Source organism: Streptomyces flaveolus (assembly GCF_014648815.1).
Lineage (GTDB): Bacteria > Actinomycetota > Actinomycetes > Streptomycetales > Streptomycetaceae > Streptomyces > Streptomyces flaveolus.
Window position 1 is genome coordinate 273,477 of the sequence record NZ_BMRV01000008.1, and the last position, 24,399, is coordinate 297,875.

17 protein-coding genes, 1 tRNA gene and 1 pseudogene are annotated in these 24,399 nt (G+C 74.0%); 13 read left to right on the forward strand and 6 right to left on the reverse strand.

The genetic code is table 11. From position 1 onward, the window contains the following. The first annotated feature begins 1 nt into the window (after nt 1). Nucleotides 2-1,117, forward strand: a complete 1,116-nt coding sequence (gene pcaDC, locus IEZ05_RS20750; RefSeq protein WP_189231673.1) for a bifunctional 3-oxoadipate enol-lactonase/4-carboxymuconolactone decarboxylase PcaDC — start codon at nt 2-4, stop codon at nt 1,115-1,117. A 9-nt stretch (nt 1,118-1,126) separates the two neighbouring features. Here pcaDC and IEZ05_RS20755 read toward each other — a convergent pair. Then, nucleotides 1,127-3,800, reverse strand: a pseudogene (locus IEZ05_RS20755) (ATP-binding protein). Nucleotides 3,801-4,040: 240 nt separating this feature from the next. On the opposite strand from IEZ05_RS20755, the gene IEZ05_RS20760 reads away from it, so the two are divergent. Next, the gene (locus IEZ05_RS20760; protein WP_189231674.1) at nt 4,041-5,111 is read left to right on the forward strand and encodes a DUF2510 domain-containing protein; all 1,071 of its coding nucleotides are present in this window, start codon (nt 4,041-4,043) and stop codon (nt 5,109-5,111) included. A gap of 145 nt (nt 5,112-5,256) precedes the next feature. Here IEZ05_RS20760 and IEZ05_RS20765 read toward each other — a convergent pair whose 3' ends face one another. Further along, entirely contained in the window at nt 5,257-5,868 is a 612-nt protein-coding gene (locus IEZ05_RS20765) for a TetR/AcrR family transcriptional regulator (protein WP_189231675.1), read from the reverse strand. 250 nt (nt 5,869-6,118) lie between these two features. Between IEZ05_RS20765 and IEZ05_RS20770 the strand changes: the two genes are divergently transcribed. Beyond that, nucleotides 6,119-6,949 carry a phosphatase PAP2 family protein gene (locus IEZ05_RS20770; RefSeq protein WP_189231676.1) on the forward strand — a complete coding sequence of 277 codons (831 nt, stop codon included), beginning with the start codon at nt 6,119-6,121 and terminating at the stop codon, nt 6,947-6,949. Further along, on the forward strand, nt 6,946-7,908 hold the full coding sequence (locus tag IEZ05_RS20775) for a DMT family protein (protein ID WP_189231677.1): 963 nt from the start codon (nt 6,946-6,948) through the stop codon (nt 7,906-7,908). The genes IEZ05_RS20770 and IEZ05_RS20775 overlap by 4 nt, the downstream gene beginning before the upstream one ends. Before the next feature lie 15 nt (nt 7,909-7,923). On the opposite strand, the gene IEZ05_RS20780 is transcribed toward IEZ05_RS20775, so the two are convergent. Beyond that, nucleotides 7,924-9,978: a phosphocholine-specific phospholipase C gene (locus IEZ05_RS20780; RefSeq protein WP_189231678.1), complete on the reverse strand. Its 2,055-nt coding sequence runs from the start codon at nt 9,976-9,978 to the stop codon at nt 7,924-7,926. A 174-nt stretch (nt 9,979-10,152) separates the two neighbouring features. On the opposite strand from IEZ05_RS20780, the gene IEZ05_RS20785 reads away from it, so the two are divergent. Together IEZ05_RS20785 and IEZ05_RS20790 are read left to right on the forward strand one after the other, a co-directional pair. Beyond that, nucleotides 10,153-11,448 carry an MFS transporter gene (locus tag IEZ05_RS20785; RefSeq protein WP_189231679.1) on the forward strand — a complete coding sequence of 432 codons (1,296 nt, stop codon included), beginning with the start codon at nt 10,153-10,155 and terminating at the stop codon, nt 11,446-11,448. Nucleotides 11,449-11,533: 85 nt separating this feature from the next. After that, nucleotides 11,534-11,651: transfer RNA gene (locus IEZ05_RS20790), tRNA-Arg, on the forward strand. A 68-nt stretch (nt 11,652-11,719) separates the two neighbouring features. Here IEZ05_RS20790 and IEZ05_RS20795 read toward each other — a convergent pair. Both IEZ05_RS20795 and IEZ05_RS20800 read right to left on the reverse strand, forming a co-directional pair. After that, nucleotides 11,720-16,741 carry a DNA-binding protein gene (locus tag IEZ05_RS20795; protein WP_189231680.1) on the reverse strand — a complete coding sequence of 1,674 codons (5,022 nt, stop codon included), beginning with the start codon at nt 16,739-16,741 and terminating at the stop codon, nt 11,720-11,722. Nucleotides 16,742-16,782: 41 nt separating this feature from the next. After that, a complete protein-coding gene (locus IEZ05_RS20800; RefSeq protein ID WP_189231681.1) occupies nt 16,783-17,652 on the reverse strand; it encodes a DUF4132 domain-containing protein in 870 nt (289 codons plus the stop codon). 205 nt (nt 17,653-17,857) lie between these two features. Between IEZ05_RS20800 and IEZ05_RS20805 the strand changes: the two genes are divergently transcribed. Genes IEZ05_RS20805 through IEZ05_RS20815 form a run of 3 tightly spaced genes read left to right on the forward strand, consistent with a single transcriptional unit; the run spans nt 17,858 to nt 20,033 of the window. Next, nucleotides 17,858-18,931: an aromatic ring-hydroxylating dioxygenase subunit alpha gene (locus IEZ05_RS20805; RefSeq protein WP_189231682.1), complete on the forward strand. Its 1,074-nt coding sequence runs from the start codon at nt 17,858-17,860 to the stop codon at nt 18,929-18,931. Beyond that, nucleotides 18,928-19,098: a hypothetical protein gene (locus IEZ05_RS20810; RefSeq protein WP_189231683.1), complete on the forward strand. Its 171-nt coding sequence runs from the start codon at nt 18,928-18,930 to the stop codon at nt 19,096-19,098. Before IEZ05_RS20805 ends, IEZ05_RS20810 begins: the two co-directional genes overlap by 4 nt. Beyond that, a complete protein-coding gene (locus IEZ05_RS20815) occupies nt 19,095-20,033 on the forward strand; it encodes a PDR/VanB family oxidoreductase (RefSeq protein ID WP_189231684.1) in 939 nt (312 codons plus the stop codon). The genes IEZ05_RS20810 and IEZ05_RS20815 overlap by 4 nt, the downstream gene beginning before the upstream one ends. On the opposite strand, the gene IEZ05_RS20820 is transcribed toward IEZ05_RS20815, so the two are convergent. Next, complete coding sequence (locus IEZ05_RS20820; protein ID WP_189231685.1) at nt 19,984-20,802, reverse strand: IclR family transcriptional regulator domain-containing protein; 819 nt, start codon at nt 20,800-20,802, stop codon at nt 19,984-19,986. The genes IEZ05_RS20815 and IEZ05_RS20820 overlap by 50 nt on opposite strands. A gap of 235 nt (nt 20,803-21,037) precedes the next feature. On the opposite strand from IEZ05_RS20820, the gene IEZ05_RS20825 reads away from it, so the two are divergent. From IEZ05_RS20825 to IEZ05_RS20840, 4 genes are read left to right on the forward strand one after another with little or no spacing between them, the layout of a single operon-like run. Beyond that, entirely contained in the window at nt 21,038-22,006 is a 969-nt protein-coding gene (locus IEZ05_RS20825) for an ABC transporter substrate-binding protein (protein WP_189231686.1), read from the forward strand. Next, nucleotides 22,003-22,776 carry an ABC transporter permease gene (locus IEZ05_RS20830; protein WP_189231687.1) on the forward strand — a complete coding sequence of 258 codons (774 nt, stop codon included), beginning with the start codon at nt 22,003-22,005 and terminating at the stop codon, nt 22,774-22,776. The genes IEZ05_RS20825 and IEZ05_RS20830 overlap by 4 nt, the downstream gene beginning before the upstream one ends. After that, nucleotides 22,773-23,552: an ABC transporter permease gene (locus tag IEZ05_RS20835; RefSeq protein WP_189231688.1), complete on the forward strand. Its 780-nt coding sequence runs from the start codon at nt 22,773-22,775 to the stop codon at nt 23,550-23,552. Before IEZ05_RS20830 ends, IEZ05_RS20835 begins: the two co-directional genes overlap by 4 nt. A gap of 22 nt (nt 23,553-23,574) precedes the next feature. After that, nucleotides 23,575-24,375, forward strand: a complete 801-nt coding sequence (locus IEZ05_RS20840) for an ABC transporter ATP-binding protein (protein ID WP_189231689.1) — start codon at nt 23,575-23,577, stop codon at nt 24,373-24,375. The last annotated feature ends 24 nt before the right edge of the window (nt 24,376-24,399 follow it).

A 24,399-nucleotide genomic window follows, 5' to 3' on the forward strand; every position in this document is an offset into this window, starting at 1 on the left:
CATGCTCAACCACCTGACCGAAGGCCCCTCCTCCGCTCCCCCGCTGCTGCTCGGGCCCTCGCTGGGCACCTCGTACGCCCTGTGGGACCAGGTGGCGCCCGAGCTGTCCATCGGGCACCGGGTGATCCGCTGGGACCTGCCGGGGCACGGCGGTTCGGCGGCGGACCTCATCGGTCCCGGCGCCACCGTCGCCGACCTGGCCGGCCTGGTGCTGGCGCTCGCCGACTCGCTCGGCGTCGAGCGGTTCGCCTACGCGGGCGTGTCCCTGGGCGGCGCGGTGGGCCTGCACCTGGCCGTGCACCACCCGGAGCGGGTGTCGTCGTTGGCCGTCCTGTGCTCGTCGGCGCACTTCAACGGTGCGAAGGCGTGGGAGGAACGGGCCGCACTGGTGCGCGCGGAAGGGCTGGCGGAGCTCGCCGAGAGCGCCGACGCACGGTGGTTCACGCCCGGGTTCACCGTGCCGGAGCTGGTGCGGGACCACCGGGAGGCCGACCCCGGGGCCTACGCCGCGTGCTGCGACGCGCTGGCCGCGTTCGACCTGCGGGACCGGCTCGGCGAGATCGCCGCGCCCACGCTGCTGATCGCCGGCCGCGAGGACCCGGCCACGCCGCCCGCGCACCTGCGGGAGATCGCCGACGCCGTGCCGGGCGCGGCGCTGGTGGAGATCCCGGGTGCCTCGCACCTGGCGCCCGCCGAGCGTCCCGAGGCGGTGCTGTCCGCGCTGCGCGGGCACTTCGACGGGAGTGCCGAGCGGGGCATGGCGGTGCGGCGGGAGGTACTGGGCGACGCGCACGTGGACCGGGCGCAGGGGAGGCAGACCCCGTTCACCGCGCGGTTCCAGGACTTCATCTCGCGCTACGCCTGGGGTGAGATCTGGACCGACGAGACGCTCTCGCGCCGCGAGCGCAGCATGGTCACGATGACGGCGCTGGTGGCGCACGGCCACTACGAGGAGCTGGCCATGCACGTCCGGGCGGCCCGCCGCAACGGCCTCACGCCGGACGAGATCGGCGCCGTGCTGCTCCAGACGGCCGTGTACTGCGGGGTCCCGGCGGCGAACTCGGCGTTCGCGACGGCCCAGCGGGTGCTGGCCGAGGAGGACGGCACCGCGGGCTGAGCGGGCGGTTCAGCCCGCGAGTCCCGCCAGGGCCTCGCGGGCCTTCGCCACCAGACCGTCCGAGCCGCACGAAGCCGCCAGCGCCAGGCCCCGGTCGAGCTCCGCCTTCGAGCGGGCCGCGATGCCGTACTCGACGCGGGCCGCGGCGTGTTCGTACTGGCAGGGCGAGGCCTCCAGGTAGGCGACCGCCTGGGCGGCGAGCCGCACCGCGCGCTGGCCCGTCTCCAGGGCGGCGGCGCAGCGCAGGGCCTCCCCTATGGCGGTGTCGGTGCCGAAGCGCTCGGCCTGGCGGCGCGCGTCGGAGGCCAGTTGCGCGGCGCGGCCGGGGTCCTCCGCGGCGAGGGCGCGCGCGAGGTCGGTCGCCCAGGGGACCACCACCGGGTTGTGCCGGCCCCGTGCGGCGGCGGCCTTCTCGGCGGCCTCCAGTTCGTTGATGCCGTCCTTGGTGCGGCCGGTGGCGAGCAGCAGCCGGCCGCGGACGGTACGGGGGTCGGGCAGCACGATCGTGGACGGGTAGGGCGGGGCGAAGCCGTACTGGTCGGCGAGCGACCGGGCCTCCTCGACGTGGCCGCGGGCGAGCAGCGTGTCGATCAGGTTGCAGGTCGCGGACCAGTACAGCGGCAGGCCGCGGCCGACGCGCTCGGCGATGCGCAGCGACTCGCGCAGAGACTTCTCGGCCTCCCGCAGCCGTCCCCGCCTGCGGTGGCCCAGACCGACGTAGGCGTGCGCGAGGGCGAGGTGGCCGCCGCTCCAGCCCGCGGTCTCGTAGGCGCGCAGGGCTTCGGTGAACAGGGCCTCGGCGCGGTCGAGCCGGTCGCAGTAGGCGTAGGCGCTGGCCAGCATCATGGGCAGTTCGAGGCCCCACTCGGTGCCGGTCCAGCCGAGCCCGGGGGCGAGGCGGCCGTTGACGAGGGCGCGGTCGCACAGTTCGACGACCTCTTCGGCGTTCTCCCCGTGGGTCATGGCGTCGAAGCCGCGCAGGATGAGCAGGGCGCGTTCGGCGTTGTCGCGGCCGGTGCAGGTTGCGGCGAGTTCGGCGAGGCGCGCGGAGCGGCCGGGTGAGGCGGTCTCGCCGGCGTGGATGCCCTCCCACATGTACTGGACGGCCTGGAGGCGCAGCCGCGCCGACGGGTCCGGGTTGCGGGCGGACTCCGCCTCGACGGTGCGGACGGCCTCCTCCAGCTGGTCGTTGTGGAGGAGAGCCTGGGAGAGCCGGAAGACGGCGTCGACGCGTTCGTCGCCGTCGAGGCCGGGCATGGCGAGGGCGGTGCGCAGGTGCCCGATGGTGGTGGCGGGCGCGGTGAGCAGGGTGGCGCAGCCGAGTTCGTAGAGCACCCGCGCGTGCGCTTCGGGCAGCGGCGGTTCCTCGAGGGCGCGTTCGAGGCAGCGCCGGGCCGCGTCGGGCGCGCCGACGGCGAGGTGCTCCCGGGCGGCGTCGCGCAGCTGACGCACGACGTCCTGGTCGTCGTCGGGGTGGACCTGGAGGAGGTGGCGGGAGGCGGCCGCGGCGCCGAGGCCGGAGTCGGCGACGAGCTGGGCCGCTATGCCGTGCATGGCCCGGCGCAGCGCGTCGGGGATCGAGTTGTAGACGGCGGTGGCGATCAGCGGGTGGACGAACTCCAGGTCGCCGTCGGCCGCTTGCCCGGCGGCCGGGTCGGGCCCGGTCAGGATGCGGGCGGTGCCGAGCAGTTCGGCGCAGCGCACGGCGTCGCCGCGGTCGAGGGTGGCGAGCCGGGCCACCATGTCGACGGTGATGCCGGTGCCGAGGATGGCGGCGGCCCAGGCGAACCGGGTGGCGTCCATGCCGAGTTGCTCCAGGCGGGCGACGAGGCCGCCGCCGCGGGCCGAGCGGTTCAGGGCGCGCAGTTCGGCGGCCCGGGCCTCGACCGGCTCCAGTTCGCTGTCCTGGACCTTGGCGAGCAGCTCGACTCTCGTAGGGGTTGCCGTCGGTGACGGCCCACACCTCGCGGCAGAACGCGCCGTCGGCGTGGGCGCCCACGGTGGCGCGGGTGAGCCCGGCCGTCGCCTCCGGGGTGAGGGCGCTGAGCGGGGCGAAGGGCCGGCCCGCGGCCTCGGCGGCGTCCAGGTGGCGGGCGCTGTCGCCGGTGACGCCGCCGGGGCGGCGGGCGATCACCAGCAGGGCGGACGTCTCGTCGAGGCGCTCGGCGAGCGCGGCGAGCCAGCGCAGGGTCTCCTGGTCGGCCCAGTGGACGTCGTCGATGAGCAGGACCAGCGGCCACTCCCGGCGGGCCAGCCGGCGCACAGCGGCGACCAGACCGTCGCACACGCCCTGCGGGTCGGCCTGCCGTTCGCCGGGTTCGGCTATGCCGAGGGCGGGGCCGGCGATGTCGTACCAGTCGCCGAGGTAGTCGCGCGCCTCCTCCGGGAGCATGGACACGAGGGCCGGCTGCAGCAACTGCCGTACGACGTTGAAGGGGACGGAGCGCAGGGTCTCGCCGCCGCGCGCCGACCAGACGGTGCAGCCGCGGGCCTCGGCGATGCGGCGGGTCTCGGCCAGCAGCGCGGTCTTGCCCAGTCCCGCCTCGCCCCGGCACACCAGCAGGCTGCCGGAGGACGAACGGTCCGCGCACAGGGTGTCCACCGCCTGTGTGATGGCGGCGACTTCCTCGTCGCGCTCCCAGAGGGAGGCCGAGGCTGCGGCCGTGGGCCGTACCTCCGTCATCCCGCTACCTCCCCATGTCGCCCGAACGACGTACAGACGTTGAGCCTAGCGGCCGGATCGGCCCGGTGGTGGACGGTCGGGGCACCAGTTGCCGTGACGGGTGACATGCGGTAAAGCGCGGGCGACGTGCCGGGCCCGTCACCAGCGGCGGAAAGCCGGTCGTGCGTCAACGGGCGGGAGGGCGGGGGCGGTCGCGGGGTCTCTCATCCCGCTTTCACTGACGCCCCCTACGGTGGGGCCATGACGCAGGCGACTCCTCCCGGGTGGTACCCGGACCCCGGGCAGACAAGTGACGGTCCCGCCACCGAGCGCTGGTGGGACGGCAAGGTGTGGACGGACCAGGTCCGTCCGGCGGGGCCGGCCGCCGCGCGGGGGCCCGGGACTCCGCCGGTGACCGGCGCGGCGCCCGCGCCGCCCGTCCCCGCTCCCGGGTCTCACGACGCCGCATCCGGGCCGTACGACACCGCGCCCGCGTCGTACGGCTCCGCGCCCGCGCCGTATCCGGTGCACCCGGGTTATCCGGGGTATCCCGTCCAGCCGCCGGCCGCCCGTCGGCGCCGTCTGCGCACCGGGATAGCCGTCGCGGCGGCCGTGGCCGTCCTGGCCGCCATCGGCGGCGGTGTGTACGTGCTGGCCGACGGCGACGGCTCGTCCGGCAGCAGCGCGGGGTCCCGGCAGCAGGAGGGGCCCGGCTCCGGCGACGGGAACGACCCCTTCGGCGGCCCGGGCGACGGCGGGTCGCCCGGGCCGGAGTCTCCGGGACAGTCGGAGCCGCCCACGATCGACAGCGGGTCGGTCCCGGACCCGGTCAGCGGGATCAGCCTGCCCATCCCGGAGGGCTGGTCGGGGCAGCAGCTGTCGGTCGGCGCCCAGGTGACCTCCGACGACGCCTACAAGTGTCCGGGCGACACCTCCGCGACCTGCACCAAGGGCGGCGCCTACTCGGCCCCCGCGATGGTGCTCGGCACCGAGGGCAGCACCGCCGAGGAGGTCGCGAAGGCGGACATCGAGGCGAACGCGGAGGAGTCGTACGGCGGCAAGTCCTACGGCGGGATCACCTCGCACCAGGAGCTGGCCTCCAAGGCGGTGACCGTCGCCGGTCAGGAGGGGTACCTGGTGCGCTGGAAGGCGGTCACCAGCAAGGGCGCCGACGGGTATGTGGAGTCGCTCGCCTTCCCGTCACCGGCCGACGCGAAGCGCATCGTCGTCATCCGCTTCGGCGTCGACACGGACGGGCCGCAGACGGTGATCGACGAGATCACCCAGGGCATCGAGGTGTCCTCCGGCGGGGGCAGCGGCCAGGACGTCTGACCGGCCCCGGAAGGTCGGCCGGCCGGGTGGGGCGCCCTTCCGCTCAAAGGGCGTCCCACCCGGCCGGGGTGCGCGCCGCCCCCGTCCCCACGGTGCGGCGCGGGCAGGCCACCGTCCAGTCATCCCGTGGACGGCGGCCTGGGTCTCAGGGCAGGCCGAGGGCCGGCAGCACGACGGCCTCCACGAACCGCACCAGGTACTCGGCGTCGGCGTACTCGCCTTCGATGACCGGCCGCATCCGCAGGGCGCCGAACATCTGTGCGGGCACGAACTCCAGCGCGGGGTGACCGGCCGGGACCTCGCCGCGTTCGACCCCGCGCCGCAGGATCTCCCGCAGCGCGGCGATCTCCGGCTCGACCAGCGCCTCGCGCAGCGCGCGCTGGAGCTCCGGGTCCTGCATGACCGCGTGGCCCAGGGCCTGGAGCAGCGTGTCCTTGCCGGACCACTCGCCCGCGGCCCGGGCCGCCTGGCGCAGGTCCTCGGCGAGCGAGCCGGTGTCGATACCGGCGAAACGCACCCGGCGACTGGAGCGCAGGGCCGCCGCCACGAACTGCGGCTTGGTCTTCCACTGCCGGTAGAGCGTGGACTTGCTGCACCGGGTGCTGGCGGCGATGCCCTCCATGGTCACGGCGTCGTAGCCGCACTCCCGGATCTGTTCGAGCACGGCGTCGAAGAACTCCTGCTCACGCTCGGGCGTGATCTTGGAGCGGCGCGAGGCGCCGACCGTGTCCGGTCGGTCCGCGGCCTGCGACGTCATGCTCTTCTCCTCACTCGGTGCAGCGGCACTGCAGCAAGGGTCGAGGGACCCGTGTTCCAGTGTGTCGTATGTCTATCGATACGCCAGTGTACCGGTACCCCACCGTATCGGTACACTGGCGTATCGGAACGGGGTCGTATCGATGAGAACCGTCGCACGCCCTCCGGACCGATGACTCCGCCGCACCCGGTGAGTCCTCGGTCCGGCCAGCACCACCGCACGCACCACCGTCAGCGAAGGGGCCCCGGGGATGAATGCCCGCACCTGGCCTGCAGAAGCGGAGCCGGACGCGCCCGCGCGCCCGCCGCTCGTCCGTGAACTCCTGCTCGTGGCAGGGCTCTTCCTCGTCTACAAGTTCGGCCGCCAGCTGGCGACCGGCCACACCGCCGAGGCCTTCCGCAACGCGCACCACGTCTGGGACTGGGAGCGCGCGCTGCGGCTGCCCGAGGAGGGCACGGTGCAGTCCCTGCTGCTGCACGGCGACTCCCTGATCCACGTCGCGAACACCTACTACGCCACCGTCCACTTCCCGGCCACCGTGGCCTTCCTGGTCTGGCTCTATCTGCGACGCCCGGCGCACTACGTCTGGGCCCGCAGGGTGCTGGCGGCGGTGACCGGCGCCGCACTGGTGCTGCACCTGGCCTTTCCGCTGGCCCCGCCGCGCATGCTGGGCGCGACCGGCCTGATCGACACGGCCCGGGTGTTCGGGCCCTCGGTGTACGGCCCGCCGCGCACCGATCAGCTGTCGAACCAGTTCGCGGCGATGCCCTCCCTCCACTTCGGCTGGGCCCTGATGCTGGCGGTCGGCATGATCGTCGCCACCCGGTCACGCGCGCGGTGGCTGTGGCTGCTGCATCCGCTGGTGACGCTCCTGGTGATCGTGGGCACCGCGAACCACTACTGGCTCGACGTGATCGTGGCGACCGCCCTGCTCGGCGTCGCCCTCGCCGTCGGCCGCCCGCAGCACGCGGCCCACCGGACCCCGCACCGCCTGCCGGTGCCCCGGCGACGAGCGGCCGAGCGGCGCGCACCGCAACGGCGCGAACCGGAGCGGCCCGAACTGGTGGGGGCGGGCCGATGAACGCCGCGCTGATCGCCGTCCTGCTGTCCCTGGTCTCGGCCGTCGCCTACGCCGCCGCGGCCGTGGCCCAGGAGCGGCTGGCCGCCCGCAGCTCCGCGGGCGCGCTGCGGATGCTGGGCAACGGTGCCTGGTGGTGGTCCGTCGCGCTCAACGCGTCGGCCGCGCTGCTGCACGTCGTGGCCCTCAAGTACGGCCCGCTCACGGTGGTCCAGCCGCTCGGCGCGCTCACCCTGGTCGCGGCGGTGCCCCTGGGGGCACGGCTGGCGGGCCGGCGGGTGAGTGCGGTCGAGTGGCGGGGCACCGGGCTCACGCTGCTCGGCCTGGGCGCGCTGCTGCTGACGGCGTCCGGTCCGGCGCCCGACGACGTGCTGAGCGTGCCGGAGGCGCTGACGGTCTCCGGTGCGACGGCGGCGCTGATCGGTCTGCTGTCGCGGCCCGGCGCCCGGCCGGGTCTGCGGCACGCGACGGCGTCCGGCATCGCCTCCGGGGTCGCCTCGGCGCTCACCCAGACCGTCACGGTCGCCGTCACGGACCGCTCGGGTCCGCTGCTCAGCGTCCAGGTGATCGGAGTGGCGGTGCTGGTGGCGGCCTTCGCGGCGGGCGGGCTGCTGCTGTCCCAGACGGCCTACCAGGGTGGCCTGGGCGCCCCGCTCGCGGTGGTGACGCTGGCCAACCCGGTGGCCGCCGCGATGATCGGGGTGTCGTTGCTCGGTGAGCGGCTGCGCGGCGGCCCGGCCGGTGCGCTGCTCGCGCTGACCGGTGCGGCACTGGCCGGCTGGGGCGTGGTCCAGCTGAGCCGGGCCACGCCCGCGCCGGCCGACGAGGCGCTCGCGGCGGCCGAGGACCGGCCTCCGGTGGCGCCCGCCGTGCCGGGCCCGGAGCCGGAAGGCGGACCCGTGGGGGCGGAGCCGGTCCTGGTGCCCCGGCAGCCGATGCCGGGGCACCTGACTCCGCTGTGACGCCCGCGCCGATGCCTACACCGTGGCGATCGCCGGGTCGCTCACTCCCGGCCGCCCGTTCTCCACGTGCCCGGCGAAGCGCCGCAGGAAGGCCGGGTCGCCGTCGGCCGTGACGGTGAGGTCGTACCAGCGCCGGCTCTCCGCCAGGCCGACCGTGTGCCGCACGGTGGCACCGGGGCGCACGGTGACCGTCCTGCCCGGGCCGCCGTAGCCGTCGGCGATCCGCAGGCGGACCGTGCCGGACCCGGCGTTGGTGAAGGTCAGCCGGACGTCGTCGCCGGTGTGCCGGGCGGTGACCTCGGGCCCCGCGGCCCTGTTCCCGCCCCGGAAGACGCGCAGGAAGCCGTTGGGGCCGTGCACGGTCAGGTCGTACGCGCCGTCCGAGTACACCGAGTTCCAGGTGTCCGCGATGCTCTTGCCGGCCTCGGTGGTGTACGTCCACGGGCCGTCGCCGCGGTTGCCGGAGGTGACGAGGAAGGCCGCACCGGCCCGGGCGCCGGAGGCGAAGGTGAGCGTGAACTTCCCGGCCGCCGCGTCCACGGCGCCGTCCACGTGCGGGTCGTAGCGCAGCGGGCGTGCGGGGCGCGGGCCGCGCTCCTGGCGGGGCATGTCCGGGTCCGCCGGGGGTGTCGGGCGGTAGTCCGGGTGACGGTCGCGGTCCGGCGGCTCGTACGCGTCGGTGTCCGGCAGCCGGGCGGGCCGGCTGTCCGGGCGGGAGAAGTCGAAGGCGGAGGTCAGGTCGCCGCAGACGGCGCGCCGCCACGGTGAGATCTGGGGTTCGCGCACGCCGAAGCGGCGTTCCATGAACCGGATGACCGAGGTGTGGTCGAAGGTCTCGGAGCAGACGTAGCCGCCCTTGCTCCACGGCGAGACGACCAGCATGGGCACGCGGGGACCCAGCCCGTAGAAGCCCTCGGTGTGCGTGGCGCTGCCCTTGAAGACGTCGAGGGACACGTCGACGGTGGACAGGCCCTGCGCGGCCGACTTGGGCGGCAGCGGCGGCACCACGTGGTCGAAGAAGCCGTCGTTCTCGTCGTAGGTGATGAACAGGGCGGTCTTCGCCCACACCGCCGGGTTGGCGGTGAGGGCGTCCAGGACCTGGGAGATGTACCAGGCGCCGTAGTTCGAGGGCCAGTTGCCGTGCTCGGAGAAGGCCTCGGGGGCGGCGATCCAGGAGATCTGCGGCAGCTTGCCGGCCTTGACGTCGGCGCGCAGCCGGTCGAAGTAGCCCTCGCCGCTCTTGGCGTCGGTGCCGGTGCGGGCCTTGTCGTACAGCGGGTCACCGGGCTGGGCGTTCCGGTACGAGTTGAAGTACAGCAGGGAGTTGTCGCCGTAGTTGCCGCGGTAGGCGTCCCCGATCCAGCCCCAGGAGCCGGCCGCGTCCAGGCCGTCGCCGATGTCCTGGTAGATCTTCCAGGAGATGCCGGCCGCCTCCAGCCGCTCGGGGTACGTCGTCCAGTCGTAGCCGCGTTCGTCGTTGCCGAGGACCGGGCCGCCGCCCTTGCCGTCGTTGCCGGTGTGGCCCGACCACAGGTAGTAGCGGTTGGGGTCGGTGGAGCCGATGAAGGAGCAGTGGTAGGCGTCGCAGACGGTGAAGGTGTCGGCGAGCGCGTAGTGGAAGGGGATGTCCTCCCGGGTCAGGTACGCCATGGTGGTGGTGCCCTTGGCGGGCAGCCAGCGGTCGTACTTGCCGTTGTGGTAGGCGGCCTGACCGTCGGACCAGCCGTGCGGCAGGCCCTGCAGGAACTGCATGCCGAGGTCGTCGGCCTCGGGGCGGAAGGGCAGCACCTCGGTGCCGTCGCTCTTGGTCTGGTGCCACACCGACTTGCCGCTGTCCAGGGTCACCGGGTGCGGGTCGCCGAAGCCGCGGACGCCTCGCAGCGTGCCGAAGTAGTGGTCGAAGGAGCGGTTCTCCTGCATCAGGACCACGATGTGCTCGACGTCCTCGATGCTTCCCGCGCGGTGGTTCGCCGGGAGTGCGGCGGCCCGCTCGATGCTCGCGGACAGCGCGCTGAACGCCGATGTGGCGCCCGCTAGTTGGAGAAAGCGGCGCCGGTTGACTTCGGGCATGGGGTGGGAAGCCTCTCGCCTCGGGGGTGTGGGGATCGTGCCGGACCGTGCCGGGCCGGTGACGGAATGCGCGCGAAAAGAGTGTTCCAGGAGCACCAAACGTCAGGGAAGGGTCCGGTGGCGCTGATGTGAAAGTCGTCGGTACGTGGGGTGTGCCGGGCCCGCCGGGCGGGGATGGTCGCGATCATGACAGGCATGCACACGGTTTCCCCGCCGACCCGACGGCCCGTACGCCAGCTCCTCGCCGCCTCGGTGGGCAACGCCGTGGAGTGGTACGACTGGTACGCCTACACGTTCCTGGCGACCTACATCGCCGACCAGGTCTTCCCCGAGAGCGCGGACAACTCGCTGGTGCCGTTGCTGTCCACGTTCGCCGTGTTCGCCGTGGGCTTCTTCATGCGGCCCGTCGGCGGACTGCTGATGGGCGCGATCGCCGACCGGCGCGGACGGCGGGCGGCGCTGACCGTCACCATCCTGCTGATGGGCGGCAGCAGCCTGCTGGTCGGGCTGACCCCGACCTACGCGGCGGCCGGTGTGCTGGCGCCGGTGGTGCTGGTCGTCGCGCGGCTGCTCCAGGGGCTGTCGGTGGGCGGCGAGTTCGCGGCGTCGACGACGTTCCTGGTGGAGTCGGCGGGGCCCGGCCGCCGCGGTCTCTTCTCCAGCTTCCAGTACGTCTCGACGACCGCCGGGCAGCTCGTCGCGTCCGGTGTCGCGACCGTGCTGGTGGACACGCTCGACGAGGGGCGGATGAACGGCTGGGGCTGGCGGGTGCCGTTCGTGTTCGGGGCCGTGCTCAGCCTCGTCGGATTCTGGATCCGGCAGGGCGCCCAGGAGACCCGCAGCGCCGAGCAGCAACGGGCGCCGCGTCCGGGCCTGTTCGAGGCGCTGCGCCGCCATCCGCGCGAGTCGCTGCTGATCGGCGGCATCACGGCGGGCGGCACGATCGCCTACTACACCTGGACGTCGTACCTGCCGACGTACGCCGAACTCAACACGGGACTGGACAAGTCGGACGCGCTGCTCGCGGGCACGCTCTCGCTGGCCTTCTTCGGGATGCTCCAGCCGCTCGGCGGCCTGCTCTCCGACCGCTTCGGCCGCCGCCCGCTGCTGCTGTTCTTCGGCGTGGGATTCGCCCTGCTGAGCGTGCCGCTGCTGCACGCCCTGCGCGACTCGTTCGCCGTGCTGCTGCTGGTGCAGTGCGCCGGCATGATCCTGCTGACCGGCTTCACCTCGATCAGCGCCGCCGTCAACGCGGAGATCTTCCCGCCCCGGGTGCGCGCGGCCGGCATCGGCTTCCCGTACTCGCTCACCGTCGCCCTGTTCGGCGGCACGGCCCCCTACATGGGCACCCTGTTCAAGGAACTGGGCCATTCCGGGCTCTTCCCCTGGTACGTCGCCGTCCTGTGCCTGCTGTCCTCGCTGGTGTACCTGCGGCTGCCGGAGACGGCGCACAAGGAGCTGGCGCGGTGACCGGCACGGCGGGGTAAACGGCTCGCTCCCACGCGGTGACCTCTCTACGCTCGTCACAGCGGGACCGCGCGGTTCCGCAGGTCGCGGCGCCGTGGCAGAGCGGCCCATTGCGATCGGCGTGGGCGAGGCCCCGTCCACGTCGACTGACGGGGCGGGGCGGGCCTGCCCCCACCCGTCCGCGGGTTCGAATCCCGCCGGCGCCGCAGCCGCCCGAGGTACGCCGGGCCGGCGAGGGACGGCCGCACGCGACGGCCGTCCCTCCGGACGGGACTCAGCGGCGGCGCCTGCGCGGTCGCGGCACTTCCGGTTCCTCCAGCCGCGGACCGTCCCCGTCCTGCACGCGCCGCCAGGCGTCTCGGTAGAGACCGGCGACGGGCCGGGCGGGCACGACGACGCCCAGGACCGGCGTCTCGCCGTCCAGCAGGTCGTACAGCGGCAGCTTCCACCGCTCCAGCGGGAGGTGCGGGTTCGCGAGCTGCGCCCACCCGCCGGGCAGGAACAGCGAGCGTCCCGCCTTGGGGCGGCTGCCCTCCAGAACCAGGCCGGTGGCCGCGAGTTCGGCGCGGGCGGCGCGGAGCCGGGCGGTCCCCCCGCGCCGTCCGCCCCAGCCGGTCCAGCGCGCGACGTTGCGGTCGGTGGGGTCCGGCAGGGCGAGCACCATCAGGTAGAGAACGGCGGCGTCCTCCCCGAGGCCGTGCCGCCCGGCCACCTCGCCGACCAAGTCGGGCACGGAGCGGGCGGGGTCCTGCGGCCACCACGCGCCGTCGGCGTCGCGCTCGCCCGCCACCGGGGCGCCGGGGTCGGCGAGCAGCTCGGCGAACCGCCGGTCGTGGACCAGACGCAGCGCGGTCTCCTGGGCGTTCGGCCGTTCACCGGTGAACAGGGCCGTCAGGTGGGGGCCGTCGCCCGTGGTGTCCAGCAGCGCCGGCCGGACGGCGGGGACCGGTTCGGCCCCCTCGGTGCCGAACAGGAGCGCGCCGTGACGCACGAAGGCGTCGCCGGTCTCGTCCGGGTCTCCGGCGGCCCGCCGGAACGCCTCCCAGTCGGCCCTCCGGTCGAGACCCAGCAGCAGCCCGGGGTGAGCCAGCCGGTCGCGCAGCGCGGTCAGTACGCCGGGCAGTGCGGCCCGGATCGGGTCCCCGGCCGGGAGGCGGTGGGCGAGCCACGCGGCCAGGGCCACCGAGCCCTTCAGGGCGCTGTTGTCGAAGCCGGGCGTCCTCTCGGCGGACTCGACCCGGTAGTGACCGAAGGTCCAGGTCAGGTCGCGGGTCAGCCGGGGCTCGGTGGCCAGGTCGACGAAGCCCCGCAGGGCGTCGGCCGGTGCCCACCCGACGGGCTCGACGGTGCGGACCGCGTCGTGGAGCACCTCCTCGGGGAGGGGGGTACGCCGGCCCAGCCGCTCGTTCCAGACCTCGGCCGCGCGGGCCGCGTCGGGGCCGTGCGTCCACAGCCGGGCCGGTTCGACGGGCAGCAGCGCCGCCACGACGGCCCGCAGGGCGTCCATGTCGAGGGCCCTCAGCTCGTCCTTGGCCACGCGGGCATCGGCCGCCTTCACGCCGATGGTCTTCAGCGTCGCGGAGGGCACGGCCTCGCGCTTGTCGTCGATCTGCGGCATTCCGGCCAGCACGAGGCGGGCCGTGGTCGGGGTGACGCCGGTGAGCCGGGCGAACTCCTCGGCGGCCTCGGGGCGCCAGGGCGCCGGTCCGCGCTCGGCCAGCTCGGCCCGGAACGCCGCGACCCAGCCGGGCGCCCGGGTCGGCTCCGGTACGAACGGCTCCTCGGACACCAGGGTGTAGGGGGCGGGAACCTCGAAGCGGCCGGAGGGGTCGTGGAACACCGCGCCGTAGTGCTTCCCCCTGTCTCCGGCCGGGTCGTACTCGCTGACGAACCGGTACCAGTCGGCGGGGAAGAGCAGGAACGCGCCGCCGCCCAGGTCCAGCACGGCCGCCTTCGGGTAGCCCCCCACGGCGCCGGGCCCGCGGAACAGGGCGTAGTCCAGGACCACGCGGACCCGGCGCCAGTGGGCGGGGTCCAGCTCCGTCAGCCCCTGCGCGTCCAGTTCCGCAAGATAGGCGTCGAGGGCATGCCGGTGCTCCTCGACGGTGGCCTCCGAGGCGGCCCGCAACGCCAGGACGACGGGCAGTTCGGGCAGCGCCCGCACGTTCACGGTCTCCAGCGGCTCGTTCTTGTCCAGGGACACGTGCACGGTGCCGGCGGGGACCGGCTCCGCCTCGCCGCGTGCCGACCGGGCGAGCAGCTTCGGCAGTTCGAAGGCGCAGTGGAGCCAGTCGTAGAGATGGCGTTTGTCGCGTTCGGTCAGGCCGGTGCCGTTCAGCGCGGAGGCGAGCAGGCGGTCGCCGATCGCGGGACGGGGCTCCTCCGGGGCGTCGCCCCGCACCGCCGAGTCCAGCCGGGCGAGTGCCGCGTCGAGGACGCGCTGCTGCTCGGCGGCGAACCGCACCACCCCGATGACGCCCGCGCGCAGGGCCTCGTGGCCGACCTGCGGCAGCAGGGTCCGGACCAGGCCGGGCAGTGCGTCCCGGTCGTCCGTGCCGTCCCCGGGCGCCTCGGCCACGGCCGCTGCCAGCAGCGCCGCCGCGGTGTCCTCGCCGACCCGGCGCAGCGCCGCGGAGCCCTGCGGGTCGCGGGGCCGGAGCAGGGGCCAGTACCGCAGGGGCGGCAGCAGGGCGGTGCCCGCGCTGAAGGGACCGGCCGTGTGACCGCGGGTGACCTCGGCGACCACCGCGCCCTCGGGATCGAGCAGCCGGATGTCGCTGCCCGACCACCGCATCACCGTGAGGGGCCGGTCGGTGCCGGGAAACACCAGAGCGTGCTCCGGGCTCCCGCCCACTCCGGGCGGCACGACGACCGTGCGACCGGCCAGGTCCTCGCACCGCCGCGAACCGTCGGGCAGCGTGATCACCCGCCAGCCGAGCACCCCGTCCACCGGGGCGCACACCGGGCCCGGCTCGGCGGAGGGGGCGGGCAGCAGCCAGGCGGTGCCGAGGGTGCTGCCCTCCGGCGCGGTGCGCAGGGCCTCGGCGAACCAGTCCGGCCGGCCGGGCTCCCCCACCGTGTTCCCGGCCGGGTCGTACACGTGCCAGGCGCTGTTCACACCGTTGGCCCAGTCGTTGACACACACCCAGTACGACGTGCCGTCGCCGATCACCGGACGTCGCGAGGGTATGCCGGTGGTGTCCCCCCGGCGCAGCACACCGTGGCCGGTGGTCCGGCCGCCCCCGGGCAGGGGGAGGGAGGCGGAGGGCATGCCGTTCATGCCGCCGGTCCCGTCCGCCGCGCACGCGTAGCCGTAGCGGACGTCACCTTCGACCTCAACCGGTGCCGGGGCCGATGCCGAAGCGTCGGCATCGGCGTCGTGCCAGTAGCCGTGCGTGCTGGACGTGGAGAAGGTGTACCAGGTGACGAGCAGTCCGCCGTCCACGTACCGGAAGTCGGGGTGCCACCGGTCCCCCAGGCCGGGGAGGCGCAACTCGTGCGCGAGGACCGTGCCCTCCGGGCCGATCACCCGGACCCGTGTGCCGGTGTGGACGACCAGGTGCGGCCACGCCTCGCTCACTCTCGTGGCCCGCGCGGCCTCCGGGGACTCGGGCGACCCGACGGCGTCGTCCCAGGCGGGCCAGCCCAGCTCGTCGAGGATCCCGGTGCGCAGGGTGCGGGCGAGCGCCGGGGCCATGCCGGTGGCCAGTGCCTCGCGCACCGCCTTGTCGGCGGTCGCCAGCACCTCGCCCGGCAGCCACTTCAGCGTCTCGAACGGGCCGGAGTATGGGGAGAACCCGCCCAGTTCCGTGGTGAGGTACCTCCGGCTGACGTCGGCCACCCACTCGGCGAGCATCGGTCGTCCGCCGGGCGACCCGGCCAGGGCGATGACGGTGCGTTGGTCGGTGTCCTCCCGCTCGTAGGTGGGGCAGCCGCGGCGGAAGGCCGCGCGGAAGCGGGCGTCGGCCTCCAGGGCGAGAAGATCGCGCCGCCGGTCGCGGGCCGCCCAGTCCTGGAGGTTGAGTCGCGAGCGCTCGTCGGGGTCGGCGACCGGAATGCGCAGGGCCAGCAGCTGGTCGAGGAGGTCGATGTCGCCGACCGGGGGCGGCAACGCGGCGCCGTCGGCGAGCAGTTCGGCGCGGAGGGTGCCGGCCATGCGGTCGACGAGCGGGTACAGCTCCGCCGGTGCGAGCCGCCGGTCGCCGGTGCGGCACAGGTCGAGGAACCGGCGCGTCCAGCCGGCCGTGCCGTCGGGTGAACGCTCCTGCGCGGGCAGGCCGGCGTCGCACAGCCCGGCGGTGGCGCCGGACTTGTCCAGCAGGTCGAGCCACTGGGGCAGCTCCTCCTGCTCCCACTCCGTGGGCAGCAGCCCCAGCAGGGTGCCCCGGACGGCGGGCTCCCGCCGGGTCAACTCCAGCAGGGCGGGGCGATGGGACTTCCACCAGCCGAGCGGTGCCATGGCCGTGCCGGGCAGCGGCAGCATCTCGCGCAGGTAGGCCATCTCCTCGGCGAGCGCGTTCTTGCCGGCGACGGCCTTCGCCAGTCTGCGCAGGTCGGTCGCGCCCGGACTGGACGGCGGCACGCCGTGCGACGCGAGCCGGACGAAGAGCCCGCGCAGATGCCGGAACGCCGTGGTGGCCGGTACCCGCGAGGACAGCCCCTTGGCGTAGCCGGACAGTATCTTCGTCGGCACGGCGTCGGCCAGGGCGAACTCGAGGAACACCGCGTCCATGCGCGCCTCGTCGAAGGGCAGCGCGTGCGCCGTCTCCGCCTTGCGCGCGTTGACGAACATCTGGGACGCGTAGGCCTTCTGGTCGGCGGCCAGGAAGACCCGGCCGGCCTGCTCGTAGAAGGTCGGCAGGAAGTGGGGTACGGATCCGGCGAGCCGCTGCCCGATGGACTCGTAGGTGGCGCGGGCCTTCTTGGGGCGCGATCTCACCGTCCGCGCCACCTTGTCCATCTCCTCGACGAGGGACATGGCCAGGTGGCCGTCCGAGGGATGACGGACCAGGACCCATTCGGGGAAGCCCATGGCCCGGGGCCGCCCGAGGCCGACCTCCACCGGCTCGCCCTCGGGTTCGAGACCGAGGAAACCGGTGCCCGGCTCCACGCCCTGCTCCGCGGTGGTGAGGCGGACGATGATCCGGCCGTCGAGGCCGGGATGCCGGTAGGCCTGGGTGAGCACCGGCACGGCCCGGTCGCCCGCCCCGGTGGTGCCCGGCGGCAGTACGGCGCCGGCGCGCAGCAGTTCCTCCGTCCGTGCCGTCGCCCCGCCCGGTGTCGTCGCGTCGTTCATGAAGCGGTTGCCTTCCGTGGGTGTCCGTGCCGCCATGCCGTTCACTCGCCGCCGTCCGCGGGCACCGCGCGGCCCCCGTGCAGGGCCGCGGCCATGCGCATGCCCTCGGACCAGGCCACGGGGCCGACCTCGGTCAGCGGAAGCGCGCGGTGCCCGTCCTCGTCGCGCCAGGTCAGCGCGCCGGTCCAGGCCTTCTCCTCGGTGAAGGGGTTGCCGATGTCGACCGAGGCGGTGAAGATCCGCCCGGCATCCCGGATCCGGTCGACGGCGCTCATGCCGGAGACCCGGTAGCCGAGCGACGTGGCGCGGGCGGAGAGGTGGTACCACGAGCCGTACTCGGCGCCCGCGAACTCGGTGACCGCGAAGGCGCCGCCGTCGATCCCGTCGGGCTTGTGCCAGGTGGCGCGGTGCAGCTGGTCGACGCCCTGGGTCACGCCCGACTCGGCCGCGAACGCGCGGAGTTCGTCGAGGTCCGGGAGGAGGACCGGATGCGGCATGGTCACCGTCCGGGGCGTCAGGCGGACGGTCTCGCCGTCGGCGTTCACCAGCCGGAGCCCGCCCGAGTCGTCCGCGTCCCGCAGGAATCCGACGTCGTCGGGGCCGTCGCCGGCGATAACGATGTCACGGAGCACCGCCCGCCACGCCTCGTCGGGCCAGACCCGGGCCAGCAGAGCGGCCGGGACCGGCAGCGAGGACACCATCCAGTGGGCGACCTGTGCCGCGCACTCGGCCGCGTGCCGCTCCAGCCACTCGGCGAACCGCTCGAGCCCGCTCACCTCGGGGTGGTCCCGTATCTCCGCCGGCAGGCCGCCCACCCGCTCGCCCGGTGACTCCCCCGACGCGGGCCGGGCCACCACCCGCCCCTCCACCAGTGCGACTTCGTAGGTGTCGCCCGCTGCCAGCCAACCCATCGCTGCCTCGCCCCTTCCCGTCCGGATCCGGCACCGCGCCCCCCGGCGGCCCCAAATGGCGCGCCACGCCGTGTCGTTGATCGAAAGACTAGGGGCACCCACCGACAGTCCCCGGCGCGCTCCTTCCGTGAGGCGGAAGCAGCGTTGCCGTCCCGCCGCGCCCTCGCCGACGATGCCACCACCCACGACGGACGGAGCCGCAACGATGCCGCACATGACCGCCTTCGCCAGGAACCAGTGGTACGTCGCCGCCTACAGCCACGAGGTCGGGCGCGAGCTGCTCGGCCGGACGCTCCTCGGTGAACCGCTCGTCCTCTACCGCACCGAGGAGGACGGGACCCCGGTCGTCCTGCACGACCGGTGCGTGCACCGGCGCTATCCGCTGTCCGAGGCGCCGACCCGACTCGACGGCGACCGGATCGTGTGCGGGTACCACGGGTTCACCTACGACACGACCGGCACCTGCGTGTACGTGCCCGGGCAGAAACGCGTCCCGCGCACCGCCCGGGTCGCCTCCTACCCGGTGCTCGAACAGGACTCCCTGGTGTGGGTGTGGATCGGCGACCCGGCACTCGCCGACCCCGGGGACGTGCCGCGCGCCCGGCACCTGGACTCGCCGGGCTGGGTCACCGTGCGAGGCATGGAGCCGATCGACGCCGACTACGGGCTGCTCGTCGACAACCTCCTCGACCTGTCCCACGAGACCTATCTGCACGGCGGCTACATCGGCACCCCGGAGGTCGCCGAGACGCCGATCACCACGGAGGTCGACGAGGGCGCCGGCATCGTCCGGGTGAGCCGGCACATGGACGACGCCGAGTGCCCGCCCTTCTACGCCCGGTCGACCGGGATCAGCGGGCGCATCTCGCGGTGGCAGGACATCGAGTACCACGCCCCCTGCCTGTACCTGCTGCACAGCCGGGTCGCCCCGGTCGGCGTGGTGCCGGAGGCGGACGGCAGCGATCCGCACGGCTTCCACACCGAGATCACCTACGCCATCACGCCGTCCGGCGACGGGAAGGTGTACGACTTCTGGGCGGTCTCCCGGGACTGGGCGACCGAGGACGCCGAGGTCACCGAGTTCCTGCGGACGAACAACCACACGGTCGTCATGCAGGACGTCGACGCGCTCAACCTGCTCCAGCGCACGCTGGGCACCGAGCGCACCGGCTACCAGGAGCTGAGCATCAACATCGACACCGGTGGTCTGGCCGCGCGCCGCATCCTCGCCCGGCTGGTCGAGGAGGGCGACAAGCCCGGTGAGCGGGCGGCCCGGTGAGCGCGCGCACCGGCGAGATCTACCGCGTCGACTGGATCCCGGGCACCGACGTGCTGCACGGCACCTGCCACTGCGGCGCCGAGCACAGCGCCGAGGACCCGGTCGCGATGTGGGAGTGGATGCTCGCTCACCCGCAAGGACACCGGCCCCGGGGAAACGCCTCATGACCCTGTACGAGACGGAACTCGTCGTCGGCCGCCGGGAGACCGTGGCCGACGGCGTGCTCGCCCTGACCCTGCGCCACCCGCTGGGCGAGCCGCTGCCCGCCTGGGAGCCCGGCGCGCACGTCGACGTCGTCCTCGGCCCGGGTCTGGAGCGGCAGTACTCGCTGTGCGGCGACCCCGCCGACCGCCGGGCGTGGCGGATCGCCGTGCTGCGCGAAGCCGACGGGCGGGGAGGGTCCGCGTATGTGCACGGGCGGCTCGGACCCGGCGACAAGGTGCGGGTGCGGGGACCGCGCAACCACTTCGCGCTGGAGCCGGCGGCCCGCTACCGCTTCGTCGCCGGCGGCATCGGGATCACCCCGCTGCTGCCGATGCTGGCGGCCGCCGAGGAGGCGGGCGCCGAGTGGACGCTGCTGTACGGCGGGCGGACCCGGGGCACCATGGCGTTCACCGGGGAACTGGAGCGGTACGGCGACCGGGTGACGATCGCCCCCGAGGACGAGGCCGGACTGCTCGACCTCGCCTCCGTGCTCGACGACGTGCCCGAGGGGACCCTCGTGTACTGCTGCGGGCCCGGGGCGCTGCTGGACGCGGTGGAGGCGCGGTGCCCGGCCGGGGTGCTGCGCGTGGAGCGCTTCTCCCCCAAGGAAGCGGAAGCGGCCGGCCCGGACACCGAGTTCGAGGTCGTTCTCGCCCGCAGCGGACGCACGGTCACCGTCGCGCCGGACGTCTCGGTCCTGGACGCCGTCCGTGCCGCCGGGGCAGAGGTGCTGTTCTCCTGCACGGAGGGCACCTGCGGCACCTGCGAGACCGATGTCGTCGAGGGCACCCCGGACCACCGGGACTCGGTGCTGACCGACGCCGAGCGGGCCGCCGGGGAGACCATGCTCATCTGTGTGTCCCGCTGTCGTGACCGGCGGCTCGTGCTGGACCTGTGATTCTCAGGTCGGCCTCGATCCGGGCGACGGTCGCCAGCAGGTGGGGCAGCAGGTCCCGGCGCACCGACTCCACGGAGTTGCGGCCGGCGTGCACGGCGATGTTCACGCCGGCCACCACCTCGCCGTCCCGGTCTCTGACCGGCGCGGCGACCGACCGCAGGCCGTCTTCCAGTTCCTGGTCGACCAGCGCGTACCCCTGGCGGCGCACCCGGCGCAGTTCCGCGCGCAGGGCGTGCGGCGAGGTGAGGGTGCGGGAGGTGTGGGCGCGCAGGTCGGCCCGGGCGAGGCGGGTGGCGATCTCGGCGTCCGGCAGGCCGGCGAGGACGACCCGGCCCACGGAGGTGAGGTGCGCCGGGAAGCGGGTGCCGACCGTGATCGACGCGGTCATGATGCGGCTGGTCGGGACGCGGGCGACGTACACGATGTCGTCGCCGTCCAGGACGCACAGCGAGGACGACTCCCGGACCTGCGCGACGAGTCGTTCCAGATGCGGTTCGGCGATCTGCGGCAGCGTGAAGCCGACGAGGTAGGAGTAGCCGAGTTCCAGCACGCGCGGGGTGAGGCGGAACAGCCGGCCGTCGGTGTGGACGTAGCCGAGGTCGGCGAGGGTGAGCAGGAAGCGGCGGGCCGCCGCGCGGGTCAGGTCGCAGGCGCGGGCGACCTCGCTGAGGGTGAGAGCCGGACGTTCGGCGCCGAAGGCGCGGATGACGGCGAGGCCCCGTTCGAAGGACCTCACGAAGTGCGGTGCGCGGGCTGCGTCTTCGGGCATCGGGCCTCCGGCGGGAGCCTCACTGCGGGGACGTGGCGCACGGACGACCGTACGCCGTGCGCACGCCGTGAGTGCGTGTCCCGCACTGTCGGCGAGGTTCGGAAACCTGTCAACAGCCCTTGTTGTCAAGGGCATTGACCACGACTCCGCACCGGCCCTACGTTCACGCTGAGCACGTTCGTGCTGTCTGCGCACAGCCTGTCGGAGCACCTGGTCCGGTCCCACAGGGGGAATCATGCGTCGTCTGTTCGTCGGCCTCACGGCCGTGTCCGTCCTGGCCGCCGCGACGGCCTGCGGTTCGTCCGACTCCGGCGGGTCGGACGGCGCCGGGTCGTCCGGCGGCACCACCACGGTCGAGGTGGGCCTCATCCCCATCGTCGATGTCGCGCCCCTGTATCTCGGCCAGAAGAAGGGCTTCTTCGGCGAGCGCGGCCTGAAGCTGTCCTTCTCCAGCGCGCAGGGCGGCGCGGCGATCGTGCCGGGCGTGGTCAGCGGCCAGTTCCAGTTCGGCTTCAGCAACATGACGTCGCTGATGATCGCCCGGTCCAACGACGTGCCGGTGAAGGCGGTGGCGAACGGCATCGCCTCGACCGGTGTGCGCGGCAAGGACTTCGAGGCGCTCACCGTGAAGGGGGACAGCCCGGTCAAGTCGGCGAAGGAGCTGGAGGGCAAGAAGGTCGCCATCAACACGCTGAAGAACATCAACGAGACCGCGGTGCGGGCCTCGGTGCGCGAGGCGGGCGGCGACCCCGACAAGGTGGAGCTGGTGGAGCTGGCCTTCGACCAGATGCCGGCCGCGCTGGACGCCGGGCGGATCGACGCGGCGATGGTGGTGGAACCGGCGCTGGCCACGGTCAAGAGCCAGGGCGGCCGGGAGATCGCCTCCCCCATGATCGACGTCGCCCCGAAGCTCACGGTCGCCATGTACTTCACCTCCACGCGGTACGCCCGGCAGAACCCGGAGATCGTGAAGAAGTTCCAGGAGGCCACCGCGGAGTCCCTGGCCTACGCCGACTCCCACCCGGACGAGGTCCGGGAGATCATCACCACGTACACCAAGATCCCGGCGGACGTGCTGGCGAAGGTGACACTGCCGAAGTGGCCGGCCGAGCCCGACCGGGCCTCCATCGAGCGGCTGGCGGAACTCGGCGAGCGGGACGGCCTGTTCAAGCGGAAGCCGGACCTGGACGAGCTGCTGCCGTGAGGGGGGAGAACGCCGTACTCGGAGCGGCCGGGCTCGTGGCCTTCCTCGCCGTGGGCGAGGCGGTGCCGCGGCTCGGTCTGGTGAAGGAGGAGTACTTCCCGCCGACCAGCCGCATCGCCGGCGCGCTCGGCACGGAGGTCGCCGACGGCGCCTTCTGGACGGCGTTCGGGGACACCCTCACCGGCTGGGCGCTGGGCCTGGCGATCGCGGTCGGCGCGGGGATCGTCGCCGGGGTGCTCCTGTCGGTGGTGCCGCATCTGCGGGAGGCGACGGCGTCCACGATCGAGTTCCTGCGCCCGATCCCGTCGGTCGCGCTGATCCCGCTCGCGGTGCTGCTGTACGGCACCGAGCTGCGGTCGGTGCTGCTGCTGGTCGTGTACGCCTCCTTCTGGCAGGTGCTGATCCAGGTGCTGTACGGAGTCCGGGACGTCGACCCGGTCGCCGAGGAGACGGCGCGGTCGTACGGGCTGGGCGCCTGGGCCCGCGTGCGGCACGTGCTGTGGCCGACGGCGCTGCCGTACGTGATGACCGGGGTGCGGCTGGCCGCGGCCGTCGCGCTGATCCTCACCGTCACCGCAGAACTGGTCATCGGGGCACCGGGGCTGGGCGCGCGGATCGCCGTCGCCCAGACCTCGCAGGCCGTGCCCGAGATGTACGCGCTGATCGTCGTCACCGGTCTGCTCGGGCTGCTGATCAACGTCGGGGCCCGGTCGGTGGAGCGGCGGGCGCTGGCCTGGCACCAGTCGGTGCGCGGGGAGGTGGCGGTGTGAGGCGGCTGCTGCTGCGGCTGGTGTTCGTGCTCGCGCTGCCGGTGGTGCTGGTGGCCGTCTGGTGGGCGGCGTCGGCCGGCAGCACGGACGTGTACTGGCCGCCGCTGCGCACGATCCTCACGGCCTTCCCGGACGTGTGGACCGGTGAGCGGTGGCGCGGTGACGTGCTGCCCAGCGTGCTCAGGCTGGCGGCGGGCTACACGCTCGCGGCCCTCGCCGGGGTCGCGCTCGGCACGCTCGTCGGCTCCCACCGGCGGGTGCGGGCGGTGTGCGAGCCGGTGCTGGAGTTCCTGCGGGCCGTGCCGCCGCCGGTGCTGGTGCCGGTGATCATGCTGTTCGCCGGCATCGGCGACACCATGAAGGTCGTCGTGATCGCGAGCGGCTGTGTGTGGCCGGTGTTGCTCAACACCGTCGAGGGCGTCCGGGCGGTCGACGCCGTGATGGCCGACACGGCCCGCTCGTACGGCATCACAGGTCCGGCCCGGCTGACCCACGTGGTGCTGCCCTCGGCGAGCCCGCAGATCTTCGCGGGTCTGCGCCAGGCCCTGTCGATCGGCATCATCCTGATGGTGATCAGCGAGATGTTCGCCGCCAGCAACGGGCTCGGCTTCACGATCGTGCAGTTCCAGCGCTCCTTCGCGATCCCCGACATGTGGACCGGCATCCTGCTGCTCGGCGTGCTCGGCTTCGTGCTGTCGGTCCTGTTCCGGCTGGTCGAGCGACGGGTGCTCGGCTGGTACCACGGCCTGCGTGCCGCCTCCCGGCGGTCGGTGTGAAGCTCCTGGAAGGGCGGGGTCCATGCTCGACGTACGCGGCCTGAAGAAGGTGTACGAGGGATCGGGGCGGCGCGTCGAGGCGGTGCGCGACCTGACCTTCACCGTGGAGTCCGGTGAACTGGTCTGCCTGGTGGGTCCGTCGGGATGCGGCAAGACGACGCTGCTGAAGTGCGTGGGCGGGCTGCTCGCGCCGACGGCCGGCGAGGTGTTCCTGGCCGGGCGGAAGGTGGCGGGCCCGCCGCCGGGGATGGCGTTCGTCTTCCAGGAGTACGGGCGCAGCCTGTTCCCGTGGATGCGGGTCGGCGAGAACGTCGGACTCCCTCTGCGGCAGAAGGGCATCGGCCGGGCGAGGCGCCGCGAGCTGGTGGCGGACGCGCTCGCCTCGGTGGGGCTGGCGGACGCGGCCGGGGCGTACCCGTGGCAGCTGTCCGGGGGCATGCAGCAGCGGGTGGCGATCGCGCGGGCGCTGGCGTACGAGCCCGATGTGCTGCTGATGGACGAGCCGTTCGCGGCGGTGGACGCGCAGACCCGTGCCGACCTGGAGGACCTGGTGCGGCGGCTGTGGCGGGAGCGGGGCATCACGATCCTGTTCGTGACCCACGACATCGACGAGGCCGTCTACCTGGGCGAGCGGGTGATCGTGCTGTCCGCCTCCCCCACCGTCGTGCGGGAGCAGCTGAAGGTCGATCTGCCGGCGGCCCGGGACCAGGTGCACACGCGGGTCGCCCCGCGCTTCGCCGAACTGCGCACCCATGTGTACGAGCAGATCCAGGCGGCGAAACGCGGGGCGGGTGACGGTCGGCCGGTCACGAAGGACCGGTAGGTGCCGACGGGCAGGGGGCCGGGG

Bases quoted from the DNA above. Each gene is read 5' to 3' on its own strand.
- pcaDC (WP_189231673.1), top strand. From the start codon at position 2: ATGCTCAACCACCTGACCGAAGGCCCCTCCTCCGCTCCCCCGCTGCTG.
- IEZ05_RS20760 (WP_189231674.1), top strand. From the start codon at position 4,041: ATGACGCAGGCGACTCCTCCCGGGTGGTACCCGGACCCCGGGCAGACA.
- IEZ05_RS20765 (WP_189231675.1), bottom strand. From the start codon at position 5,868: ATGACGTCGCAGGCCGCGGACCGACCGGACACGGTCGGCGCCTCGCGC.
- IEZ05_RS20770 (WP_189231676.1), top strand. From the start codon at position 6,119: ATGAATGCCCGCACCTGGCCTGCAGAAGCGGAGCCGGACGCGCCCGCG.
- IEZ05_RS20775 (WP_189231677.1), top strand. From the start codon at position 6,946: ATGAACGCCGCGCTGATCGCCGTCCTGCTGTCCCTGGTCTCGGCCGTC.
- IEZ05_RS20780 (WP_189231678.1), bottom strand. From the start codon at position 9,978: ATGCCCGAAGTCAACCGGCGCCGCTTTCTCCAACTAGCGGGCGCCACA.
- IEZ05_RS20785 (WP_189231679.1), top strand. From the start codon at position 10,153: ATGGTCGCGATCATGACAGGCATGCACACGGTTTCCCCGCCGACCCGA.
- IEZ05_RS20795 (WP_189231680.1), bottom strand. From the start codon at position 16,741: ATGAACGACGCGACGACACCGGGCGGGGCGACGGCACGGACGGAGGAA.
- IEZ05_RS20800 (WP_189231681.1), bottom strand. From the start codon at position 17,652: ATGGGTTGGCTGGCAGCGGGCGACACCTACGAAGTCGCACTGGTGGAG.
- IEZ05_RS20805 (WP_189231682.1), top strand. From the start codon at position 17,858: ATGCCGCACATGACCGCCTTCGCCAGGAACCAGTGGTACGTCGCCGCC.
- IEZ05_RS20815 (WP_189231684.1), top strand. From the start codon at position 19,095: ATGACCCTGTACGAGACGGAACTCGTCGTCGGCCGCCGGGAGACCGTG.
- IEZ05_RS20820 (WP_189231685.1), bottom strand. From the start codon at position 20,802: ATGCCCGAAGACGCAGCCCGCGCACCGCACTTCGTGAGGTCCTTCGAA.
- IEZ05_RS20825 (WP_189231686.1), top strand. From the start codon at position 21,038: ATGCGTCGTCTGTTCGTCGGCCTCACGGCCGTGTCCGTCCTGGCCGCC.
- IEZ05_RS20840 (WP_189231689.1), top strand. From the start codon at position 23,575: ATGCTCGACGTACGCGGCCTGAAGAAGGTGTACGAGGGATCGGGGCGG.